The organism is Allotamlana fucoidanivorans, from assembly GCF_006265225.1.
GTDB lineage: Bacteria > Bacteroidota > Bacteroidia > Flavobacteriales > Flavobacteriaceae > Allotamlana > Allotamlana fucoidanivorans.
The window spans coordinates 34,065-53,142 of record NZ_VDCS01000016.1 but is presented as its reverse complement, the minus strand read 5'-3'; the positions used below and the strand labels follow the sequence as shown (position 1 = coordinate 53,142).

General features: G+C 33.6%; 19 protein-coding genes and 1 pseudogene. 10 read left to right on the top strand and 10 right to left on the bottom strand.

Features of this window, described 5'->3' with window-relative positions; genetic code table 11:
• The first annotated feature begins 16 nt into the window (after positions 1 to 16).
• Positions 17 to 1,027, top strand: coding sequence for a PorP/SprF family type IX secretion system membrane protein (locus tag FGF67_RS15260; protein WP_139698625.1), 1,011 nt, complete (start codon positions 17 to 19; stop codon positions 1,025 to 1,027).
• A 39-nt stretch (positions 1,028 to 1,066) separates the two neighbouring features.
• On the opposite strand, the gene FGF67_RS15255 is transcribed toward FGF67_RS15260, so the two are convergent.
• Positions 1,067 to 2,203, bottom strand: a complete 1,137-nt coding sequence (locus FGF67_RS15255) for a vWA domain-containing protein (protein ID WP_139698624.1) — start codon at positions 2,201 to 2,203, stop codon at positions 1,067 to 1,069.
• Positions 2,204 to 2,414: 211 nt separating this feature from the next.
• Between FGF67_RS15255 and FGF67_RS15250 the strand changes: the two genes are divergently transcribed.
• From FGF67_RS15250 to FGF67_RS15240, 3 genes are read left to right on the top strand one after another with little or no spacing between them, the layout of a single operon-like run.
• Positions 2,415 to 4,595 (top strand): histidine kinase, encoded by a 2,181-nt coding sequence (locus FGF67_RS15250; protein WP_139698623.1) that lies wholly within the window; start codon positions 2,415 to 2,417, stop codon positions 4,593 to 4,595.
• Positions 4,596 to 5,333 carry a LytR/AlgR family response regulator transcription factor gene (locus FGF67_RS15245; RefSeq protein ID WP_139698622.1) on the top strand — a complete coding sequence of 246 codons (738 nt, stop codon included), beginning with the start codon at positions 4,596 to 4,598 and terminating at the stop codon, positions 5,331 to 5,333.
• A gap of 11 nt (positions 5,334 to 5,344) precedes the next feature.
• On the top strand, positions 5,345 to 5,863 hold the full coding sequence (locus tag FGF67_RS15240; RefSeq protein WP_139698621.1) for a gamma carbonic anhydrase family protein: 519 nt from the start codon (positions 5,345 to 5,347) through the stop codon (positions 5,861 to 5,863).
• 8 nt (positions 5,864 to 5,871) lie between these two features.
• Here FGF67_RS15240 and FGF67_RS15235 read toward each other — a convergent pair whose 3' ends face one another.
• Positions 5,872 to 6,321, bottom strand: a complete 450-nt coding sequence (locus tag FGF67_RS15235; RefSeq protein WP_139698620.1) for a hypothetical protein — start codon at positions 6,319 to 6,321, stop codon at positions 5,872 to 5,874.
• Positions 6,322 to 6,555: 234 nt separating this feature from the next.
• Between FGF67_RS15235 and FGF67_RS15230 the strand changes: the two genes are divergently transcribed.
• The 5 genes and pseudogenes from FGF67_RS15230 (at position 6,556) to FGF67_RS15210 (ending at position 10,555) form a co-directional block, all read left to right on the top strand.
• Positions 6,556 to 6,870: a hypothetical protein gene (locus tag FGF67_RS15230; protein WP_139698619.1), complete on the top strand. Its 315-nt coding sequence runs from the start codon at positions 6,556 to 6,558 to the stop codon at positions 6,868 to 6,870.
• A gap of 39 nt (positions 6,871 to 6,909) precedes the next feature.
• Positions 6,910 to 9,972, top strand: a complete 3,063-nt coding sequence (locus FGF67_RS15225; RefSeq protein ID WP_139698618.1) for an MORN repeat-containing protein — start codon at positions 6,910 to 6,912, stop codon at positions 9,970 to 9,972.
• A gap of 38 nt (positions 9,973 to 10,010) precedes the next feature.
• A pseudogene (locus FGF67_RS15220) lies at positions 10,011 to 10,214 on the top strand (energy transducer TonB); the annotation flags it as partial.
• Positions 10,156 to 10,338 carry a hypothetical protein gene (locus FGF67_RS17670; RefSeq protein ID WP_158293231.1) on the top strand — a complete coding sequence of 61 codons (183 nt, stop codon included), beginning with the start codon at positions 10,156 to 10,158 and terminating at the stop codon, positions 10,336 to 10,338. The pseudogene FGF67_RS15220 and the gene FGF67_RS17670, both read left to right, overlap by 59 nt.
• Position 10,339: 1 nt before the next feature.
• Entirely contained in the window at positions 10,340 to 10,555 is a 216-nt protein-coding gene (locus FGF67_RS15210; RefSeq protein WP_139698616.1) for a hypothetical protein, read from the top strand.
• A gap of 156 nt (positions 10,556 to 10,711) precedes the next feature.
• On the opposite strand, the gene FGF67_RS15205 is transcribed toward FGF67_RS15210, so the two are convergent.
• Genes FGF67_RS15205 through FGF67_RS15195 form a run of 3 tightly spaced genes read right to left on the bottom strand, consistent with a single transcriptional unit; the run spans position 10,712 to position 12,330 of the window.
• Positions 10,712 to 11,080 carry a hypothetical protein gene (locus tag FGF67_RS15205; RefSeq protein ID WP_139698615.1) on the bottom strand — a complete coding sequence of 123 codons (369 nt, stop codon included), beginning with the start codon at positions 11,078 to 11,080 and terminating at the stop codon, positions 10,712 to 10,714.
• Positions 11,081 to 11,084: 4 nt separating this feature from the next.
• Positions 11,085 to 11,390: a thioredoxin gene (gene trxA, locus FGF67_RS15200; protein WP_139698614.1), complete on the bottom strand. Its 306-nt coding sequence runs from the start codon at positions 11,388 to 11,390 to the stop codon at positions 11,085 to 11,087.
• 10 nt (positions 11,391 to 11,400) lie between these two features.
• Positions 11,401 to 12,330, bottom strand: a complete 930-nt coding sequence (locus FGF67_RS15195) for a DnaJ C-terminal domain-containing protein (RefSeq protein WP_139698613.1) — start codon at positions 12,328 to 12,330, stop codon at positions 11,401 to 11,403.
• 314 nt (positions 12,331 to 12,644) lie between these two features.
• Between FGF67_RS15195 and FGF67_RS15190 the strand changes: the two genes are divergently transcribed.
• A complete protein-coding gene (locus FGF67_RS15190; RefSeq protein WP_139698612.1) occupies positions 12,645 to 13,118 on the top strand; it encodes an Hsp20/alpha crystallin family protein in 474 nt (157 codons plus the stop codon).
• Positions 13,119 to 13,189: 71 nt separating this feature from the next.
• Here FGF67_RS15190 and murI read toward each other — a convergent pair whose 3' ends face one another.
• The 5 genes from murI to FGF67_RS15165 form a co-directional block, all read right to left on the bottom strand.
• Positions 13,190 to 13,966, bottom strand: a complete 777-nt coding sequence (gene murI / locus FGF67_RS15185) for a glutamate racemase (protein ID WP_139698611.1) — start codon at positions 13,964 to 13,966, stop codon at positions 13,190 to 13,192.
• A gap of 68 nt (positions 13,967 to 14,034) precedes the next feature.
• A complete protein-coding gene (locus FGF67_RS15180; protein ID WP_139698610.1) occupies positions 14,035 to 14,535 on the bottom strand; it encodes an OmpH family outer membrane protein in 501 nt (166 codons plus the stop codon).
• 48 nt (positions 14,536 to 14,583) lie between these two features.
• Entirely contained in the window at positions 14,584 to 15,588 is a 1,005-nt protein-coding gene (locus FGF67_RS15175) for an OmpH family outer membrane protein (RefSeq protein WP_139698609.1), read from the bottom strand.
• 176 nt (positions 15,589 to 15,764) lie between these two features.
• Entirely contained in the window at positions 15,765 to 18,404 is a 2,640-nt protein-coding gene (bamA, locus tag FGF67_RS15170) for an outer membrane protein assembly factor BamA (protein ID WP_139698608.1), read from the bottom strand.
• Positions 18,337 to 19,077, bottom strand: coding sequence for an isoprenyl transferase (locus tag FGF67_RS15165; RefSeq protein ID WP_139698607.1), 741 nt, complete (start codon positions 19,075 to 19,077; stop codon positions 18,337 to 18,339). Before FGF67_RS15165 ends, bamA begins: the two co-directional genes overlap by 68 nt.
• Between the last annotated feature and the right edge of the window lies 1 nt (position 19,078).

Sequence of the window (19,078 nt, the reverse complement as noted above, 5' to 3'; positions counted from 1 at the left end):
CGTGATAAGAAAGTTTATGAAAATAAAATACATTATTTGTGTTGCTGTTTTGACGTTATCATGTCTAAAGGTGACTGCTCAGGAAGGTTTACCTATTTATACAGACTATCTTACCGATAATTACTATTTAATACATCCTTCAATGGCAGGGGCTGCTAATTGTTCAAAAATAAGATTAACAGCCAGGCAACAATGGTTCGGTCAAGAGGATGCCCCTAAACTTTTAACCCTGAGTGCTAATGGTAGAATAGGGGATAGTCCTTCTGCAATTGGTGGCATTGTATATGCCGATAAAAATGGTTATCATTCCCAAAAGGGTGCCTATGCCACATATGCACATCATTTAATGTTTTCAAGGAGTGAAGTGGATTTGAATATGCTGTCTTTCGGGTTAAGTGCTGGATTTATTCAATACCAATTAGATGAAACTGATTTTTTGAATGATGCTCCAGTTGGAGATCCTAGTATTGGGGGCGGTGTTCAAAGTAGAACGAATTTTAATATGGATTTTGGTTTTTCATATCACTATTTAGATTTTTATGCTCATGGTACCATAAAGAATTTATTGAAAAATTCTGGAGTTAATAATGATCTTGAAATTACAAGCAATCTAACACGTTATTTATTGTCTGCTGGCTATGTTTTTAGCAGATTAGAAAGTACATGGAGTTTTGAGCCATCTTTGATGTTTCAATATAAGAGTGGTACAAAAGAGTCTACCATTGATGTAAATGCTAAGGTTTATAAAGCAACAGATTTTGGAAGTATTTGGGGTGGTTTATCTTATAGACAAAGTTTAGACGGGGCTCAGTATTTATCAGATTCTGGAGCCATAAACAGTCAGAAACTAAATCAGTTTACACCACTTTTAGGGGTCAATTACAAGAATTTTATGTTTGCTTATAATTACACCTATCAATCCAATGCTGTGGTGTTTACAAACGGGGGCTTTCATCAGCTGTCATTAGGTTATAATTTTAGTTGCAGACGAGAACCTTATGACTGTAATTGTCCTGCTGTAAATTAAATAAGTAAAGAGGTTTCATAATGAGAACCTCTTTTTTTACTACCAGATATAATTCTTTTTTTTAGCTTGATTTTTTATCGCTTGAATCATAACATGTTCAAGACCGTTGTTGGTTTCTTTTTGTTGCTTTAAAACGTAATCGTTTCGCTTTTTATTTAGTTTTTGAATTTCTTGTTGAATAGATTCGCGTTCTTGTCGTTTTGCATCAATATAAGATTTAATGTCTGCTTTTGATTTTCCTTTTAGTTCATCAGGTAAGGCATCATCAGAAATAGATTCAATAACCACTTCGTCTAAGGCTTCAGCGTCTACTAAATCCCACGATTCATTTTTATACAAATGAGAACTTTTACTTATGGCACGTTTTACGGCATTGGTTTTACTATATTTATTCGCATTTCGGTCTTGTGCTTCCTGCATACTTTTTTTATAACGACCTTTTGTTCCGTAGCTCACATAGGTTTGGTTGAGTTTTTTGTTTAAAATTAAAATAGCATCATCATAAGGAGAAGTAATGTATACTGTGGCTTTGTTAGAGTTTATGGCGGCGTAATTACCATGAGTTAAATCGGCACCGTCTTTCCAAAGTGATGAGATTCCTTGGTTATAATTACCGCAAAATATGGTGTTAATAGTAATGTGTTTTTCTTTTGCTTGCAAAGCAACATTTTTATAGCTGATTTTACCTTGGTTGAAAGGCTCATTGCCTGCAATAAAAATAAGTTTTAAATCGTCTGGGTTTTTGCCCCAATCCAGTTGTTTTATGGAGGTTTGAATCACTTGTCCGCAGTATTCTTCACCTCCATTTGTGGTAAGTGAAAAAAGCGCTTCAGATATATCATCTAAATCATTACCAAAAGGAAGCACCTGTTTAATATAGCCTTCTTTTGAACTCAAATTATCATTGCCGTATTCATATAAAGCGATTTGTAAATTTGGTTTTGTAGTGCCGCATTTAGCATATGAAAGCGTGTTGACAATATCCCATAGTTGTGATTTGGCCTGATTAATTAATCCATCCATGCTATTGCTTGTATCCAAAAGAAGAGCTACCTTAATAAAATGAGTTTCATTAGGCTCAGTGTTTTGAATCGTAAAAGAAGCCTTTGATTTGGCTTGCATGTGCGGAGCATAAAGCCCAAAGCAAAATAATAAGAATACAGAATACGTTTTCATAAGGTTTAGGTTTTTTGATTAATAGTTTAAAGCTACCACGAACAATATTTTTTTAAAAGTAGGAATGCGTATATTATGCTTATCAATGCGTGAAGCTTATCTAAGAATGATTAACCGCTATATTTTTAGAGTAAAAACAGTAGTATTTCACTTTTAAGTATTTTAATAAACCAATGAAAGTGCGTATGTTTATCTATGATATTTTAAGTCAATGCCGCGAGTAATAAAACATATAGTAAGTGTTCTTTTTCTTTGCCATGCTTTGTTGGTAGAGGGGCAGGTGGGCAATAGGTTATCTAGACAAGATGAAAGATTTGAAGTACACGGATCTGTTATTGAAAGCGATTCAAGAGCTCCTATTCCAAATGTAAATATTGAAGTGAGTGAAGGCGGATATACCACCACCGATAGTTTTGGTGAATTTAGAATAAAAGTTAAAATAGGGGATGAGCTCATTATAAGACATATTGATTTTGAAACCGTTTATTATACAATACGAAATAATGACAGGATACGTGTTGAAGTTGAACCAGACACCGATAAGTCAAGTAAAAGTCCTCAATTAAAAGAAGTATCATATACTGATGAAACACCCTTTAAATCTTTAATAGATTCAGCGCAAGTCTATTTGAAAAAGGATGCTAAAAAGAGTATTCAGTTTGTTGGAGATGCTTTAACCGAAAGTAAATCGGTAAAAGAGAATAGTGAGGTGTATGAAGTTTTAGGTGATATTCATTTCTACTGGAAACAATATGATTTGGCAGCGTCAAATTATCGCATAAGTTTACAAAGTCAAGAATCAAATGTGGTAAAACTTAAGTTAGCCAGGGCATACAGGCAGAATAAAAACTATCAGGAAAGTTTAACCATCTATCATAATATTGCTAAAAGGAATCTTTCTCCTGGGCAGCATATAGAACTCTATGAAGGTATAGGAGACATCAACGTGCAGATTAAAAAGTTTAAAGAAGCGCTAAATGCCTATAATTTGGGATTAAATAAAGCAAAGAAACATTTAGTAAAACCTAAGATTACCGATTTAAACTCAAAAATAGCGCAAGTGTACAAAGAGGAAGGTAAGGTTGAACAAGCTGAGGCTTATTTTGAAAAATCAATGCAATTGGCTAACACCGAAAATAAAAAGCGCGCTGTTCAAGAGAAAGCCAAAGTAGCTGAGTTTAGAAATGAAACCAATAATTTTTCAGGTGAAATAGAACTTAGAAAAGAAGTTTTAAATGAGCTCGATGATATAGAAGAAGATGCAGTTTTAGATAACGAAAGTAGTCTTACTTCTCAAAAACAGAATTATAAAATAGGAAAGGCGTACGCCTCTCAAAGTGATTTTAATAATGCTATTCCTTATTTGGAAAAAAGTATAGAGGAGGCTGATAAAAAATCGGATTTAATTGTTCAAAAAGACGCTACCAGAAAATTATCTGAAGTGTACCGAGATGCCGGGCAATTTGATAAAGCGTTGGCCGCCTATCAAGATTATGTTGAACTGGTAGATAAACTGTATATAAAGCGAGAACAAGAAATATCGCAAGCTAGTCGCTTAAGTAAAGATATCATCAATAAGCAAAACAGAATTTTAAGTTTAGAGAGTGATCGTGAACTGTCGCAAAGTAAATATCAATTATCGGTTGAGCAAACAAAACGTCAAAAGCTCGTTATTTATTCATTAATAGGAGGTGTTGTATTGCTGTTGGTTGCTGGTGTTTTTATGTTTAAATACATTAAACAACAACGTTTGGCTAATAATTTATTGGCTTTAAAAAGCTTACGAAGCCAGATGAATCCGCATTTTATTTTTAATGCGCTTAATTCTGTAAATAGTTTTATTGCAATGAATGATGAACGTACTGCCAATAAATATTTAACCGATTTTTCCTTACTCATGCGTGCTGTTCTTGAGAATAGCGAGCAAGATTTTATTCCATTAGAAAATGAACTTGAATTGCTTAAATTATACGTTCAATTAGAGCATTTTAGATTTAAAGATAAGTTTGATTATCAAATACATGTTGATGACAGTATAGCTATAAATGATTTTGTTATTCCGCCTATGTTGTTGCAACCTTATATAGAGAATGCTGTGTGGCATGGGTTGCGTTACAAAAAACAAAAAGGGATTTTAAAGATAGCCATAGCGCAAAAGACTACAGATGAAATTCAGATTACAATTTCTGATGACGGTATAGGGAGAGCAAAGTCAAAATCTTTAAAATCAGAACATCAGAAAAAACAGAATTCAAGGGGCATGGGAAATATAAAAAAACGCGTGTCTATTTTAAATAATATGTATAAAGATAAGGTACGTGTTTTAATTACAGATTTATCAACTCATGAAGATGTAGGCACAAAAGTAGAGGTAACGTTAAAGAAGAATTAAATGGATTTGAAAGCTATAATTGTAGAAGATGAGCAAACCAGCAGAGCTATTTTAAAGAATTATTTGAAAAAATATTGTCCTAATGTTTGTGTTTTAGGTGAAGCAGAAAATGTGGATGAGGCACTCGTTTTAATTAGAAACAAGGATGTAGATCTTGTGTTTCTTGATGTTGAAATGCCTTATGGAAATGCGTTTGATTTACTAGAAAAAGTAGGAGATGTTGATTTTGAAACTATATTTGTTACAGCGTACAATAATTACGCCATTGAAGCCTTAAACGCCCATGCATCTTACTATTTAATGAAGCCTATTTCCATTGATGAACTTATAAAAGCGGTTGATTATGTAGCCGAAATCAGGAAAAAAGAAGCCGCATTGCATCATCAAGTGTTAGTTTCAAAAATTAAGAAGAGAGTGTCTGGTAAAATTACCATTCCTCAATTAGATGGATTTGAAATTCTTAATACTTCTGAAATTTTATATTGTAAAGCGGATGATAATTACACAGAGATTTATCTTGTAAATGGTAAAAAGAAGCTAGTAAGTAAAACGCTAAAATATTTTGAAGATGCCTTAAAAGGTGTAGGGTTTGCACGTGTGCATAAATCGTATATGGTAAATGTAAGTGAGGTAGTAAAATATGTGAAGGGTAAAGGTGGGCACGTATTGTTAAGCAGTGGAAAAGAAATTATGGTTTCAGCATCAAAAAAATCTGAATTGTTATCTTATTTTAAATAAAAAATAAAATTATGCCAGTAATAAAATCTGTAAAGGGGAAAATACCAAAAATACCGAGCAATTGTTATGTTGCTGAAAATGCTACCATTGTAGGAGATGTTGTTATGGGAAACCAATGTAGTATATGGTTTAATGCGGTTTTACGCGGTGATGTACACTTTATAAAAATGGGGGATAAGGTCAATGTTCAAGACGGTGCCGTTATTCACTGTACGTATAAAACATCGCCAACCACCATTGGAAATCACGTGTCCATTGGGCATAATGCCTTGGTTCATGGCTGTACTATTCACGATAATGTACTTATTGGTATGGGTAGTATAGTAATGGATGATTGTGTTGTGGAGTCTAATAGTATTATTGCCGCAGGCGCGGTTTTAACCAAAGGCACTAAAGTAGAATCAGGTAGTATATATGCAGGAGTTCCTGCAAAAAAGATTAAAGATATTAGTAAAGATTTAATTTCAGGAGAAATTAATCGTATAGCCGATAATTATATTTTATACTCCAGTTGGTTTAAGGAAGAATAGAGGTAATATTAAGAATATATAGTATTGTATATCTTGTTTAAAAACCTTAAAAAAAAATTACGATTATTAATTACTTTGTTTTTGTGAAGCTTAACATAAAATTTATTTCCTGAAGCATCCAAAAAGCGGTAGGCAACATAACAGATACCGTCTTTATGCTCGTTTAAAATGTTTATGCAATCAAGTCCTAACTCCTTTTTAGGGTCTTTAAAGGTTTTTGAAAGGTGAGCTGATATGGTATCGATTATGGTTTTCTGGTGGTCTTCAAAAAAGTGAATGGCGTTTAACTGCTCGTCTTCCATATCATGCAAAAAACTAACCGCTATGCTATTTGCATACAAATTGGTGTAACCGTTAGTCTCTTGAGCAGGAATTACAGCTGTAAAATCTTCATTAAGCAGTCTAAAACCTTTTAGGGCTTCAATTAGTATATAGCAGTCATAGTCGCGTGTTTGCATATGTATTTCTGTCGATTTTATCTAATTACTCGGTATAAAATTATGATTCTGTAAATATGAAGAAACATATATATTATTTTGAAAGTAAAATCTTAATTTATCCCAATATTAATTAATTTATATGATTTTTTTTAATTTGTAACAATAATCAACAATACGATAAAAATTAACTGATATACAATTTCTAATAACACATAATAATTTATTTACCACAACTATTAAAAAGTAATATTAATGCAATCTTTTTTACCCAAACTAAGCAAACACTATTTTGCTATTCTTTTTCTCTCTTTATCATCTTCAATCTCTTTCACTCAGTTTATTGAGAATGTAGGCGATTGTCTAAATGTTGGTTTATCTGCCAACCAGGGGACTTATAGTTACAGAGCAACTGTAAAAGCAAGAGCTAATAATCCAGGAAAAAACGAGGTTGAAATACAAGTTTCCATAGTTACTTATGAGATTACTGATTTTCTTTTTAATGGAGAGCATTCGACTACTCTTCAACTTCGCTCAGGGCAGGCCTTCGAATCCACTCAGAGTTGCTAGCGACAGTGCTTAACCAAAAATTAACTTAAATCAAAATACATGAAAGCTAAACTACTATTTTTCAGTTTTTTTATCCTAACATCATTTTTGTGCATTGCTCAATCTGAGACACCAACAGTTGTTCCCGCTGAAAGTGGAATGACCGAAGAAGAAAGGAGGGCTCATAATGCTAGACTAAAAATGCAAAGTGAAGAAGTAAAACGTGAAGTAGAAGCTTACAAAATTGCTGAGAAAGAAAAAACAGCTAAATATTGGGAAGAAATCGAAAGAAGAACCAAAGAAGCCGAAGATGCTGAAACCAAAATCTACTTAACCAATATGGATGAATTAGAACTTTCCAACTTCGAAGTGCAAATGGCCATGCATGAAGCTTTGAAAAAAACAAATTTCTATTCGTATAGATATTCGGGGATTTCGGAAGCGGATTCTTATAACATGGTTCAACAGGACGTCCAGATGGAAACCTCTTCGAAACAATTAGAAAATTCACTTAATGCCCTTGGAAAATCTATTTTAGATGGTATTGAAAGAAAAAGACTAGAAAAAGAGGCTAAAGAACGTGAACAAAGCAATGCCAGGCGCAGCTATAAAGAAAACTTTTCTCAGAAAATGAAAGAAATTGATAAACAGAACGATATTTTTAACACGGCATTTTCTAAAAATCTAGACATTAACTTTCCTGTAAGCAGCAATGTAGTCGCTCTAAAAAAAAGGATTCTAGCTGTATCAGCTGGTTATCAAGACATATATTACACCTCTACTTTAAGATATGATTATATGATAGTTCATCAAACCATTCAGCGGGCCTATTTTAAAGGGAATACATTAATTCTAGAAGTAAATCAAGAGATTGTAAAAACCTCGCTTGATCATGATGAAATCTCTCCTATTAAACATACGGTAAGCTCAATAATGACCTTAGATTTTGACACCAATATCGAGTCAATAAAAAGAAAAATTTTCTGGAAAAACAGCACAACCATTGCCTCTGGTAATTATTTGCCTTCATACAAATTTAGAAACGAGACTAAAAAAGTAAAAGCTGCAAATAGGCGTTATACGCTGCCCCATAAACTTACTTTTAGCTTGGGTATGTATAATGGTTTTCAATCGAAATTAGTAAGTGCTATATGGTCTTTAAAGCAGGAATTTAGCCGATTAGCTATGGAAGATGCCTCGGCCTCCTTCAAAAACAACAATGATGCATACACACAAAGGATAAACAACATAAAAGAAAACATTACATATTTATCTAACAATGCCGTTGCTGTTTATTACTATAAGAAATTACCTCAAAAAGGACAATCGCCTAATCAATATGATGAAATTAATGTTCTCATTTTATTTTCTGACAATAGATATATCAGACTTTCTCTCGCTGACGAGGATGACACCAAGTTATTTACCTCCAATAAAATTTTTAATAATAACTGGGTAAATCCACCAACTTTGAGTCAAAAGGTAAGCGTAAAAATTGGAGGGGTTAAGCAAAAATTTGTTGAAAGTACAGACAAAAATTACTTAATTGGTGGTAGTACAGGCAAGGACCTATTATTGACAGGCTCCCACAATAGGACTTTCAACCAGCGTGTTTATGAATTATTAGAGTTCGGCACTCCTATAAAAGAGTTGGCTGGTAACTCAAAGATAAAAGAAGAAATTTATGAAACGATTACTAACCCAAGAATTGAGGTAGGGAAATATGAAATTGTATTCAACGAACAAGATATAAACAATGCTCTAGTTACTAATAAATTACAAGCCCATCCCATAAATGCACAACCATCAGATAGAATTGGAGAACCCGATTTTCAAATTAAGTTAAGAGACCTGAAAACCGGGTATTTTATACCCTCTACTTTGGTGACATACAATTATAAAGACCGTGTAAAAGTGGCCTACGAAACCCCAACCTTGAAATATAAATACAAGGCCTTACATTACACCCCGGTCAGTGAATCCAAGGAGTATACCGTTCATTTGGTAAGATCAAAGCTGCCTTCCTACAGGCTTATTAAATTTAATGACCTGGAAAGCTTCTATGAGGTTTCAAACAATTTACATGAACACGGTATTTCTCCTAATAATTTATTGAATGTCTATAATAGTATGACACATAGTGGTAATAATGCGGGTAAAGTATTTACAGGACTTGCCAATGAAGAACAACTTACTTCCTATGTAAAACAGTGGTTAGAGTCTATCAATAATTCTTATTATGCCACCGAACGACCAGGAATACTAGACGATGTTTCTAAAAAATATGATGACGGAAGTTTATATGTAGGTACCGTTAATAGGTATTTACAAAAACACGGTCAAGGAAAAAAGACTTATGCCGATGGAGATGTTTATGAAGGAGAATGGCAAGAAAACTATAAAAGTGGCTTTGGAATATATACCTGGCCTGATGGTAAGGTTTATACAGGCGAATGGAAAGATGATAAAAGAAACGGACATGGAAGTTTTACCTGGCTTAGTGGACAAATTTATTCAGGTGAATGGAAAGATGGTAAATATAATGGACAAGGTAAAATGTCCTATGCTAATGGAGATGTCTATGAAGGTGAATGGAAGAATGGCCTAAGAGAAGGTCAGGGGCAATTTACCAGATTGGACGGGTTCAATTATGATGGGGAGTGGCAGGCTGACAAACAACATGGGAAGGGGATGTTAGAGGAAAAAGGTATTATTTCGGAAAGTTCATGGGATCATGGTAAAATGATAACACAGAACCAGATCTATGAAATTGCTAGATTTAATGGTGATCTGACTTTCGTCGATTGGGTATTGGAAGAGCTTAATAAACTCGAATTACATGTCGAAAAAGGTTATGAAGAAGCACTTTTCATTTTCAAAATAAACAAGGAAGGAAAGCTTGTTATTGACAAAGCCCAAACCTTTTGTCATGACTGTGATGTAAACATTATTGAAGGAGAGATAACCGTAAGCTTACATAATTCATTGGAGACTTTATTAAGTTTATCCCCTGCTTGGATCCCTGCAAAATTGCATGGGGTAGCATATGAGGAAATTCATTTTATTGATGCTGTGATCAAAGGTGATAAAATAACGATTCAACACGATCTTAAAAAACCTTAATTAACCAAATGAGGCAAGAAGACTAGGGGGTAGAAGGCAAAGTTTATGTTCAATTTAGAGTAATGGAAGATGGAAGCATCACTTCTATTAAAGTCATTAAAGAAATTGGTGCGGGTTGTGACGAAGATGTTATCCGTCTTTTAAAATTATGTTCTAAATGGATACCAGCAACTCCACATCCAATTGCCAAAATCAATAGGGCAATTGAACAATCTCAAAGAACTGCTTTTAGGAGAAAATAAATTAGAACGATTGCCCACAAGTTTTTCCAAACTAAACAATTTGGAAATTCTTAACCTGTTTTCAAACAAGCTTTCAGAACTTCCCAGAGGTTTTGACAGCCTAAAGAACCTTAAGGAACTGTAATTTGGGAATCAGCCAGTTTGCTTATTTACCTAAGGATATTGTGGATTTGGAGCATCTTGAAATTTTATCGGTGCTAGAAAACACCTTGAAAGAATTCCCTAAGGACTTAGGAGAATTAGCCTCATTAAAAAAAGCAAGTTTTATTAAAAATGAGTTGGAAACATTACCACAATCCATCGCCAAGTTAACTAAGGTTGAAGAATTCTTTTTTTTATAAATAAATATCAATCAACCTAAATGACTGGTTGAATGGCTTAATAATTATTTTATATAATTAGACTTCTAGTCATTAAAAAAAAGTGTATTGTAATTTAGGTTTTAAGTACTTATTAGTAAGGGGCTCGGTATGTTTAAATACGATATGAGGAAACTTTTAAAAGTTCCTCATATCATGCTCATTAAAAAAATAGTCTGCTATGGTGAGTTGCAGATTGGCTATATACGCATTGTTTGCGTTGAGGTTTAAAAGAACTAAAGCATATCCTAATTTAGATAACTTGCAGTCTTTCATTAAACCATCGTTGTGTTGTGAGTAAAATGGTTTAAAGTGTTGGTCAACATCAAGGCTTAATCTGCGCATAACCATTAGAGCCTTTTTAATGCCTTGCGTAATGTCGCTAACAAGCAGACCTTTTTCTAAAAGATCACTAGCCAAATAAGGCATGTTATTTGAGTACAAAGCATCTAAAAAGCTATGGATACTTGGTTGGGTGTAAGACTTATTGTATAAAATAATGTTCATGCTATTATTCATTTAAATGTGGTTGAATAATGTTTGTGAGCTGAGCTTTGCTGTGAACACCAGAAGCTCTCCAAAGCAATTTCCCTTTTTTGTATAATGCTAAAGTAGGAACACCTCGAACCTGATATTGCTGGGCTATATTTTGGTTTTTATCAATATCAATTTTAATGACCCTAAGGGCACTATTCATGTCTTTAGCCAAATCATTAATAATTGGTGTTTGTGCTTTGCATGGCCCACACCAAGTGGCATAAAAATCTACTAATACAGGGGTGTCACTATTTACTATGTTACTAAAATTTCCTTTCATGTTTATAAATTTAAACGGCATTTTTATGCCTTATGTTTTTTAATTTTTTAAATAATTCTGTTTCTTCTTGATTTAAATTCTTGGGTAATTCCACCTTAATTTTTACCAATAAATCACCGTGTTTTTGAGTATTGTAAATAGGCATACCCTTTTCCTTTAGTCGTAAAAGTTTTCCAGATTCTGTTCCTGCCGGAATATTTATATTCAATGCTTTGTTAAGGGTTTGTACTCTTACTTTACCACCAAGAATGGCTGTATAAAGATCTACTGAAACTTCAGTTTCCAGATTGTTTTCCAGCCTTTTAAACTTAGGGTGATGCTCTTGTTTTAAGGTAATATACAAGTCGCCTCTATGTTTTTTAGAAAAATCAAGGTGACCCTTACCTTTTATTTTTAGTACCTGGCCATCATAAGCGCCAGGTTTTATACTAATGCGCATTTTTTCATTATCTAATTGAAAGGTGCGCTTGCTGCCAAAATAAGCTTCATCCAGTGTTATAGGTAACTCGGCTTGAATATCTAGAACTTTGGTATTGTGATGAGGTTGATTGGTGAAAGCGTTTGATTCACCGCCAAAAAACATATCAAAGAAGCTTGAAAATTCACTGCCTTTATTTTGTTCACCAAAAAAATCAGAAGCATTACCATAGTAGTACTGCCCTTGTTTGTTTTGGTTTTGTGTATATTTTTTCCAGTCTTCTCCCGCATGCTCATAGGCTTGCCAGTTTTCGCCTAAAGTATCGTATTTCTCTCTTTTATCAGGATTGCTTAAAACTTCATTGGCCTCATTTATTTCTTTGAATTTGGCTTCAGCAGCTACGTCATCCGGATTTTTATCAGGATGGTATTTAGCGGCAAGCTTCCTGTATGCTTTTTTTATGTCTTTTTCAGAAGCATTTTTATCTACTCCTAAAATGGTATAATAATCTTTATATGTCATGATGTTTATGGCTCTATTTTACATAATGATTAGCAAAAAAAATACCAAAGAGAATTGAGCTTTGATTGTGTTATTAGTTAAAGGGATAAGAGCTTTATTTTGCCAATTTTCGATTAAAAAATGACGTTTAGGCAGCAGTTAAATGATGTTTAGTGCCAAAATGACATTATTTTTGTAGTATATTACTTGGTTTTTTGAAGTTTGTGATGCCATTTTGCTTTGGCACTTGGTTTGTTCTATTATAGACGAGGTTGAGTGATAGTAATTCAATCCTTTAGTATGAAAATATGTTTAATTAAAAAATTATAGAAGTTATGAGTACACTAATGCATGTTCCAAAAAATGGACACGGAGCCCAAAAGAAATCGAGTTTTCCAACTTGGACTAACTGGATTGATGATTTATTCGATACAGAGCATGTGCCAACAGTTTTTTCTAGCAATTACAATTCTGGTATGTCTATGCCTAAAGTGAACATTAAAGAAACAAAAGATGATTATTTTGTTGAAATGGCGGTTCCCGGAATGAAAAAGTCAGATTTTGTTATAGACTTAGATAATGATATTTTATCGGTATCTGCAGAGCATAAGGAAGAATCTGAAACCAAGGAAGAGAATTACACTAGAAAAGAATTTGGTTATTCTTCGTTCAAAAGAACATTTTCGTTACCTGAATCCATTAACGAAAGTAAAATTAATGCCACATATAATGATGGTATTTTGATGATTCAGTTACCTAAGCGCGAAGAAGCTAAACAAAAACCAATAAGAAGTATTAAAATTTCTTAATAAAATTTTTGTTTTGATGTGGAAAGAAGAGGCTGTTTGGCCTCTTTTTTTTTAAATAAAAAAATGTAGTTTTAAGGAAGGGTTTTTACAGTAGAGTCAATAGTTAATAGCGACTTTAAAATCGCTGGGTTGCCATTGGTGTAAAAAGAAATCTTTGCTGAGGCACTGTTTTTATTCAACAAATTATGTTGTTCCAAAATGGCTTTGGTTTGTCTGGCTACGGCTTCACCAGAATCAATTATTTTAACATGTTTAGGTAATAGCTCAGCAAGTAATGGGATTAAATAAGGGTAATGTGTGCAACCTAACACTAAATAATCAATGTTGGTATCAAGCATGGGCTTTAAATATGTTTTGAGTAGGGTCTTCATGGCGTCAGAATACAGCTCACCGTTCTCTATAAGCTCTACTATACCATTGCCAATTTGTTCAATCACTTTGATGTTGTAAGCAAATAAACTAGAGGTTTTTGAAAACAAAGCGCTAGTCAGGGTGCCTTTGGTAGCTAGAATACCAATGGCTTTGGTTTTGGTTTGAAGAGCTGCAGGTTTTATGGCAGGTTCAATTCCTATAAAAGGTATTTTATAATGACTTCTTAAAAAGTCTATGGCATTTGTGGTAGCCGTGTTGCAAGCAACAACAATAAGTTTGCAGTTTTGTTTTAGTAAAAACTCTGTGTTTTTAACACTAAGGTCAATAATAGCTTGTTTGCCTTTTGGGCCATATGGCGCATTCTTACTATCGGCTAAGTAAATGGTATTTTCATGAGGGAGTAAGGCATGTATTTCTTTCCAGATGGAAGTACCGCCAATGCCGGAATCAAAAATGCCGATAGGTTGTTTACTCATGTTAAAACAAAAATAAAAAAGCTGCCTAGAAAAGACAGCTTTTATAAGTTTTTTTAAATCTATATTATTTAGATGCCTAACTTTTTCTTTACATCAGCTAAAATATCGTCACCATTAGCAACAATTAACGTAGCACGATCTAATACATACTGGTAGCCTTTTTCTTGAGCAACGTCATTGATTGCTTTCATAGCTTTTTCTTGAATAGGCTTAAAAAGTTCAGCTTCCTTTTCTGCTAAATCTTTTTGTGCGTCTTGACGAAACTGAGCAATACGTTGTTGCTTTTCTTGAAGTTCAACCATGCGTTTTTGGTTTTCTTCAGCTGTTTTAGTTTCAGCTTCAGCGTCATATTGTTTAACTGTATTTTGATATTCAGTAATTGAAGCTTGAATATCTGTTTGATACGTTTTACCTAAGGTTTCAATCTCTGTTTGTGCGGCTTTAGCTTCAGGCATAGCAGCTATTAATTCCTGCGTGTTTATATGAGCAACCTTACTTTGTGCTTGTGAAAAACTAACAGTTATTATACATAATGCAGTTGCTAAAAGGAGAGTTCTAAATTGTTTCATTTTCTTTAATCGTATTAAGTGTGTTATAAATTTATTATTTGTTTTTTATTAAATACTATCTTGTTTTTTTTGGCGCTCTTCAAGAATTTTTTGCTTACGTTCTTCAAGTGCCTTTTTTCTTTCTTCTCTTTGTTTTAGTTTTTTCTGTCTGTTCTCTTCAATAAGTTCAGCTCTGGTTTTTTTTACATGCTCAGGTTTAACCTCATTTGATTTTAATGCCGTTTCTGCCTTTTCAGAACTTTTTGAATCATCCGTTTTTTGAGTTGTTTGATTTCTGGTATCTAATTTGGCTTGCTTTGCTTTTTCTCTTTCCTCTAGCGTTTTTTTGCGCTTTTCTTCTGCGGCCTTCACTTTGGCTTCACGCGCAGCTAGTTTTTCTTGTCTGGCTTTTTCAATAGCACTTTCTCTAGCCGCTTTCTTTTCCTCTAATGCTTTTTCACGAGCTTCTAATTCTTCGTTAATTTCAGGAATGAGTTCTTCATCTTTAGCCGCTTTTCGTTCTGCTTTTGTTTGGGCTTGCTTACGTTTTGATGAGCGGTTTATGGTTCTTAATATCTGCTCACTTAAATCATATTGTTTTGCCGAAAAGAGCATGGTGGCATCAGAGGATTTGTCAAATATAAAATCATATTGTCTGCCTTTAGCTAAATCTTGAACAGCGGCAAATATTTGATCTTGTATAGGTTGCATCAATTGTTTTTTCTGAATAAATAAATCACCATTTGGGCCGAAACGTTTTTGTTGATAATCTAAAATTTCTTTTTCAGTAAACTCAATGTCTTCTTTCCGTTCTGCAAATAGCTCACTGGTTAGAAGGGCTTTTTCATTGTTTAGCGCTGTGCGCTGTTGTTCAACTTCTGCTAATTTTAGTTGGATCTCATTTTTCCACTTTTGAGCTTTACTATTTAATTGAGCTGTGGCTTCTTGATATTCAGGAACATTCTCTAAAATATATTCAGTGTCTATGTAGGCAATTCTAACGCCGCGTTGGGCAAAAGATGAAAGGCTTAGCATAAAAACTAATGTCAGTAAAAAAAGAACGTTTTTTTGCATTTGTTTGATGTTTTAATTATTAGGTTTCAATAAATTCTAAAATGCAAATAGATTTTAAATATGCTTTTTAAGAATTTAATCTTCAAAATTAACGAAATATAACCTTAAAAATTTTAATTCACTAGCAAATCATTAATGTGTTAATAGAAAATATCGTGCCAAAATAATTTATCGTTTTAAAACTGCTGTCCAATAATAAAGTGTGTTTCCCATCCATGAGGTCCAGTTTCGCCAGGTAAAGAATCAAATCCATGACCAAAATCAATACCTAATAGACCAAAAGCAGGCATGAAAATTCTAACGCCTACACCGGCAGATCTATATAAATTAAACGGATTATAATCTCTAAAATTATCAAAGGAGGCACCTGCTTCTAAGAAAGATAAGGCGTATATTTTTGCCGACGCTTTCAAAGTAATAGGGTAGCGCAATTCTAAAGAAAACTTATTATAAATACTTCCGCCATCTTCGCTTGACAACGATTGATTAGGGTAACCACGAAGCTGAATAGCTTCTCTACCATCTAAACTATAATTTCCTAAACCATCACCTCCTAAAAAGAAGCGTTCAAACGGGATAACACCTCTTGCATTATTGTAAGCTCCTAAATATCCTAACTCAACACTAGGTCTTAATACAAGATCTTTGGCTAGTTGTGTATACCAATCTCCTTTAAATTTTATTTTATAAAATTCTAGCCATTTAAAACGTTCCTGATCAATTTCGGCCACTCTTGCTTGGGCAGCTTGTCTTTCAGACTCAGGCTTTGTTGGGTCTCTTCTAATCACATCGTTTTCTTCTCTTTCATTAGCCAAGGCTTCGTAATCTACACCGTTAAATAAAGACCATGGAGGTGAAAATTTAGCAGTAATTGCAAAATTAGAACCACCCGTAGGGTAAATAGGGTCTACGCTAGTGTTATTTCTGCTTAAACCTATGGTGTAAGATAAATTGTTTGAATAACCATCACCAAAAGTAAATAAGCCCGTGTTATAGTTGTTTAAATCATAACGTTGAAAACCAATAGACTGCGATAAAGTAAAGAAATCATCAGGTACGGTTAAGCGCTTAGCAAGCCCGAATGTAATCCCTGTAATATTAAAGCTTCGGCTTTTATCAGCTTTTCTAGAAACAAAGTCATATAAAAACTGCTTGGTGTGCGACAGTGATGCAGAAAACTGTACAGGGCGTTTACCGCCTAACCAAGGTTCTGAAAACGAGAAACTATAGGTTTGATAAAATCTACTGGCTTGGAGGCGTAATGCTAATTTTTGACCATCGCCCATTGGGATAGGTTTGTAAGCATCTTTTTTAAAGATATCTTTAATAGAAAAGTTATTGAAAGATAGCCCTAAAGTACCAATGAAACCTCCACCACCATAGCCGCCTTGTAGTTCAATTTGGCTCGATCCTGTTTCTTTAACCGAGTATTCCATGTCTATAGTGCCTTCAACAGGATTCGGATTAATAAAATTAGGAGCTATTTCTTGGGCATCAAAGAAACCGAGTTGACCAAGTTCTCGTACCGTTCTTACCACATTGGCTTTACTGTAAAGCTGCCCGGGTCTGGTGCGTAACTCTCTGTAAATAACATGATCATTTGTCTTATCATTTCCAACAACGGTTACAGTATTAAAATAGGCGGGTTTACCTTCAGAAATTCTAATCTCTAAATCAATAACATTATTGTCTGCACTAACTTCAACGGGGTTAATGCTTGAGAACAAATACCCGTTATTTTGATACAGGTTAGTAATGTCTAAGGCATCAGGTTTTGAATTGTCTGCAATACGCTCCTGTAGCAGAATACCATTGTAGGTATCACCCTTATTAATTCTTAAAAGACGCTTTAAGTATTGGTCACTATAAACGGTGTTTCCTATGAATTTAATATCTCCAAAGGTATAGAGTTCCCCTTCATTAACATCAATTTGTAATGAAATGGTTTTGTCTGTATTGTATATAATACTATCTGAAAGTATTCTAGCATCCCGATACCCATTTTCTTTGTAGGTGTCTATAATATGTCCTAAATCTGCTTGATAAGCCGAATCAATATATTTTGATCGCTTAAATACTCTAAGGCGATTTATTTTCTTTGTACTTTTCATACTTTTTCTAAGCTTTTTATCGCTTAGAATATTATTGCCTGAAAAAGCAATGTCTTTTATTTTTACTTTTTCTCCTTTATCAATATTAAGTACCATATTTACTCTTGCGGTTTCAACAGAGTCTTGCACATCAATAGTGTTAATATGAACCTTCGTGTTTAAAAAACCTTCCTTTTGATACTTTTTAGTTAAGAAGTTTTTGGTTGTAGTAATAAGGTTTTCAGTGACTTTTACCCCTTTGTTTAATTTGTTGTCTTTTATTATAGCGTCTTGTTTGCCTTTTTTTACACCATTGATTTTTAAGTCATTCAATTGAGGTAAATCAGATAGCTTAATTTGCAGGTAAGCAGAATTGTCTTCAATTTTAGTGACATACACTTCAATATCATTAAAAAGTTTAGAATTCCACAGTTTTTTTATGGCGTCACTTATTTTTTCACCAGGTATGGTTATTTCAGACCCTTTTCTTAATCCAGAATAGGTTATGATGGTTTGTTCGCTAAAAGAGGTGTTGCCAGAAACCGTTATTTCTGCAATGGTATACTTTCCGTTAAATTCTTGAGCTTGAATATTAAAGTAATTTATAAAAAGGATAAAAGCTATAAAGTACTTTAACAGTGCGGTTTTATGTAAGATATTAACTAAGTTGTTCACTTGTTTTCCCAAATCGTCGTTCTCGTTTTTGATATTCAATAATAGCTTCATACAAATGCTGTTTGGTGAAATCTGGCCATAATACATTTGTAAAATATAATTCGGCATACGCAATTTGCCATAACAAAAAATTACTTATACGTTGCTCACCGCTTGTTCTAATAAGCAAATCTACGTCTGGTAAATTTTGCGTGTAAAGATGCTCATTTATAATTGATTCATCAATAGTTTCGGGCGAAATTATATTATTTTTAACTTTAATGCTAATTTCTTTTACTGCGTTTGTTATTTCTTCTCTTGAACCATAGCTTAAGGCAAGTGTTAAGGTCATTCTTGTGTTGTTTTTTGTTTTTTCAATGACTTCAAAAAGTTCTTTATATACTTTTGAAGGCAGAGTGCTTAAACAACCTATAGCATTTAGTTTGATATTGTTGTCTTGTAGTGTTTTAATCTCTTTTTTAAGAGAAGACACTAAAAGTTTCATAAGGGTTTGTACTTCTAGTTTTGGTCTGTTCCAATTTTCTGTTGAAAACGCATAGAGGGTTAAGTTTTTTACACCTAACTCGGCACATGCTTCAACTGATTGCTTCACAGATTTAGTGCCATTCTCGTGTCCAACCGCTCGTATTAAACCTTTTTGTTTAGCCCAACGACCATTGCCGTCCATGATTATGGCTATGTGAACGGGTAGTAAATCTGTGCGTATGTTGGCTTTCAAATTCATA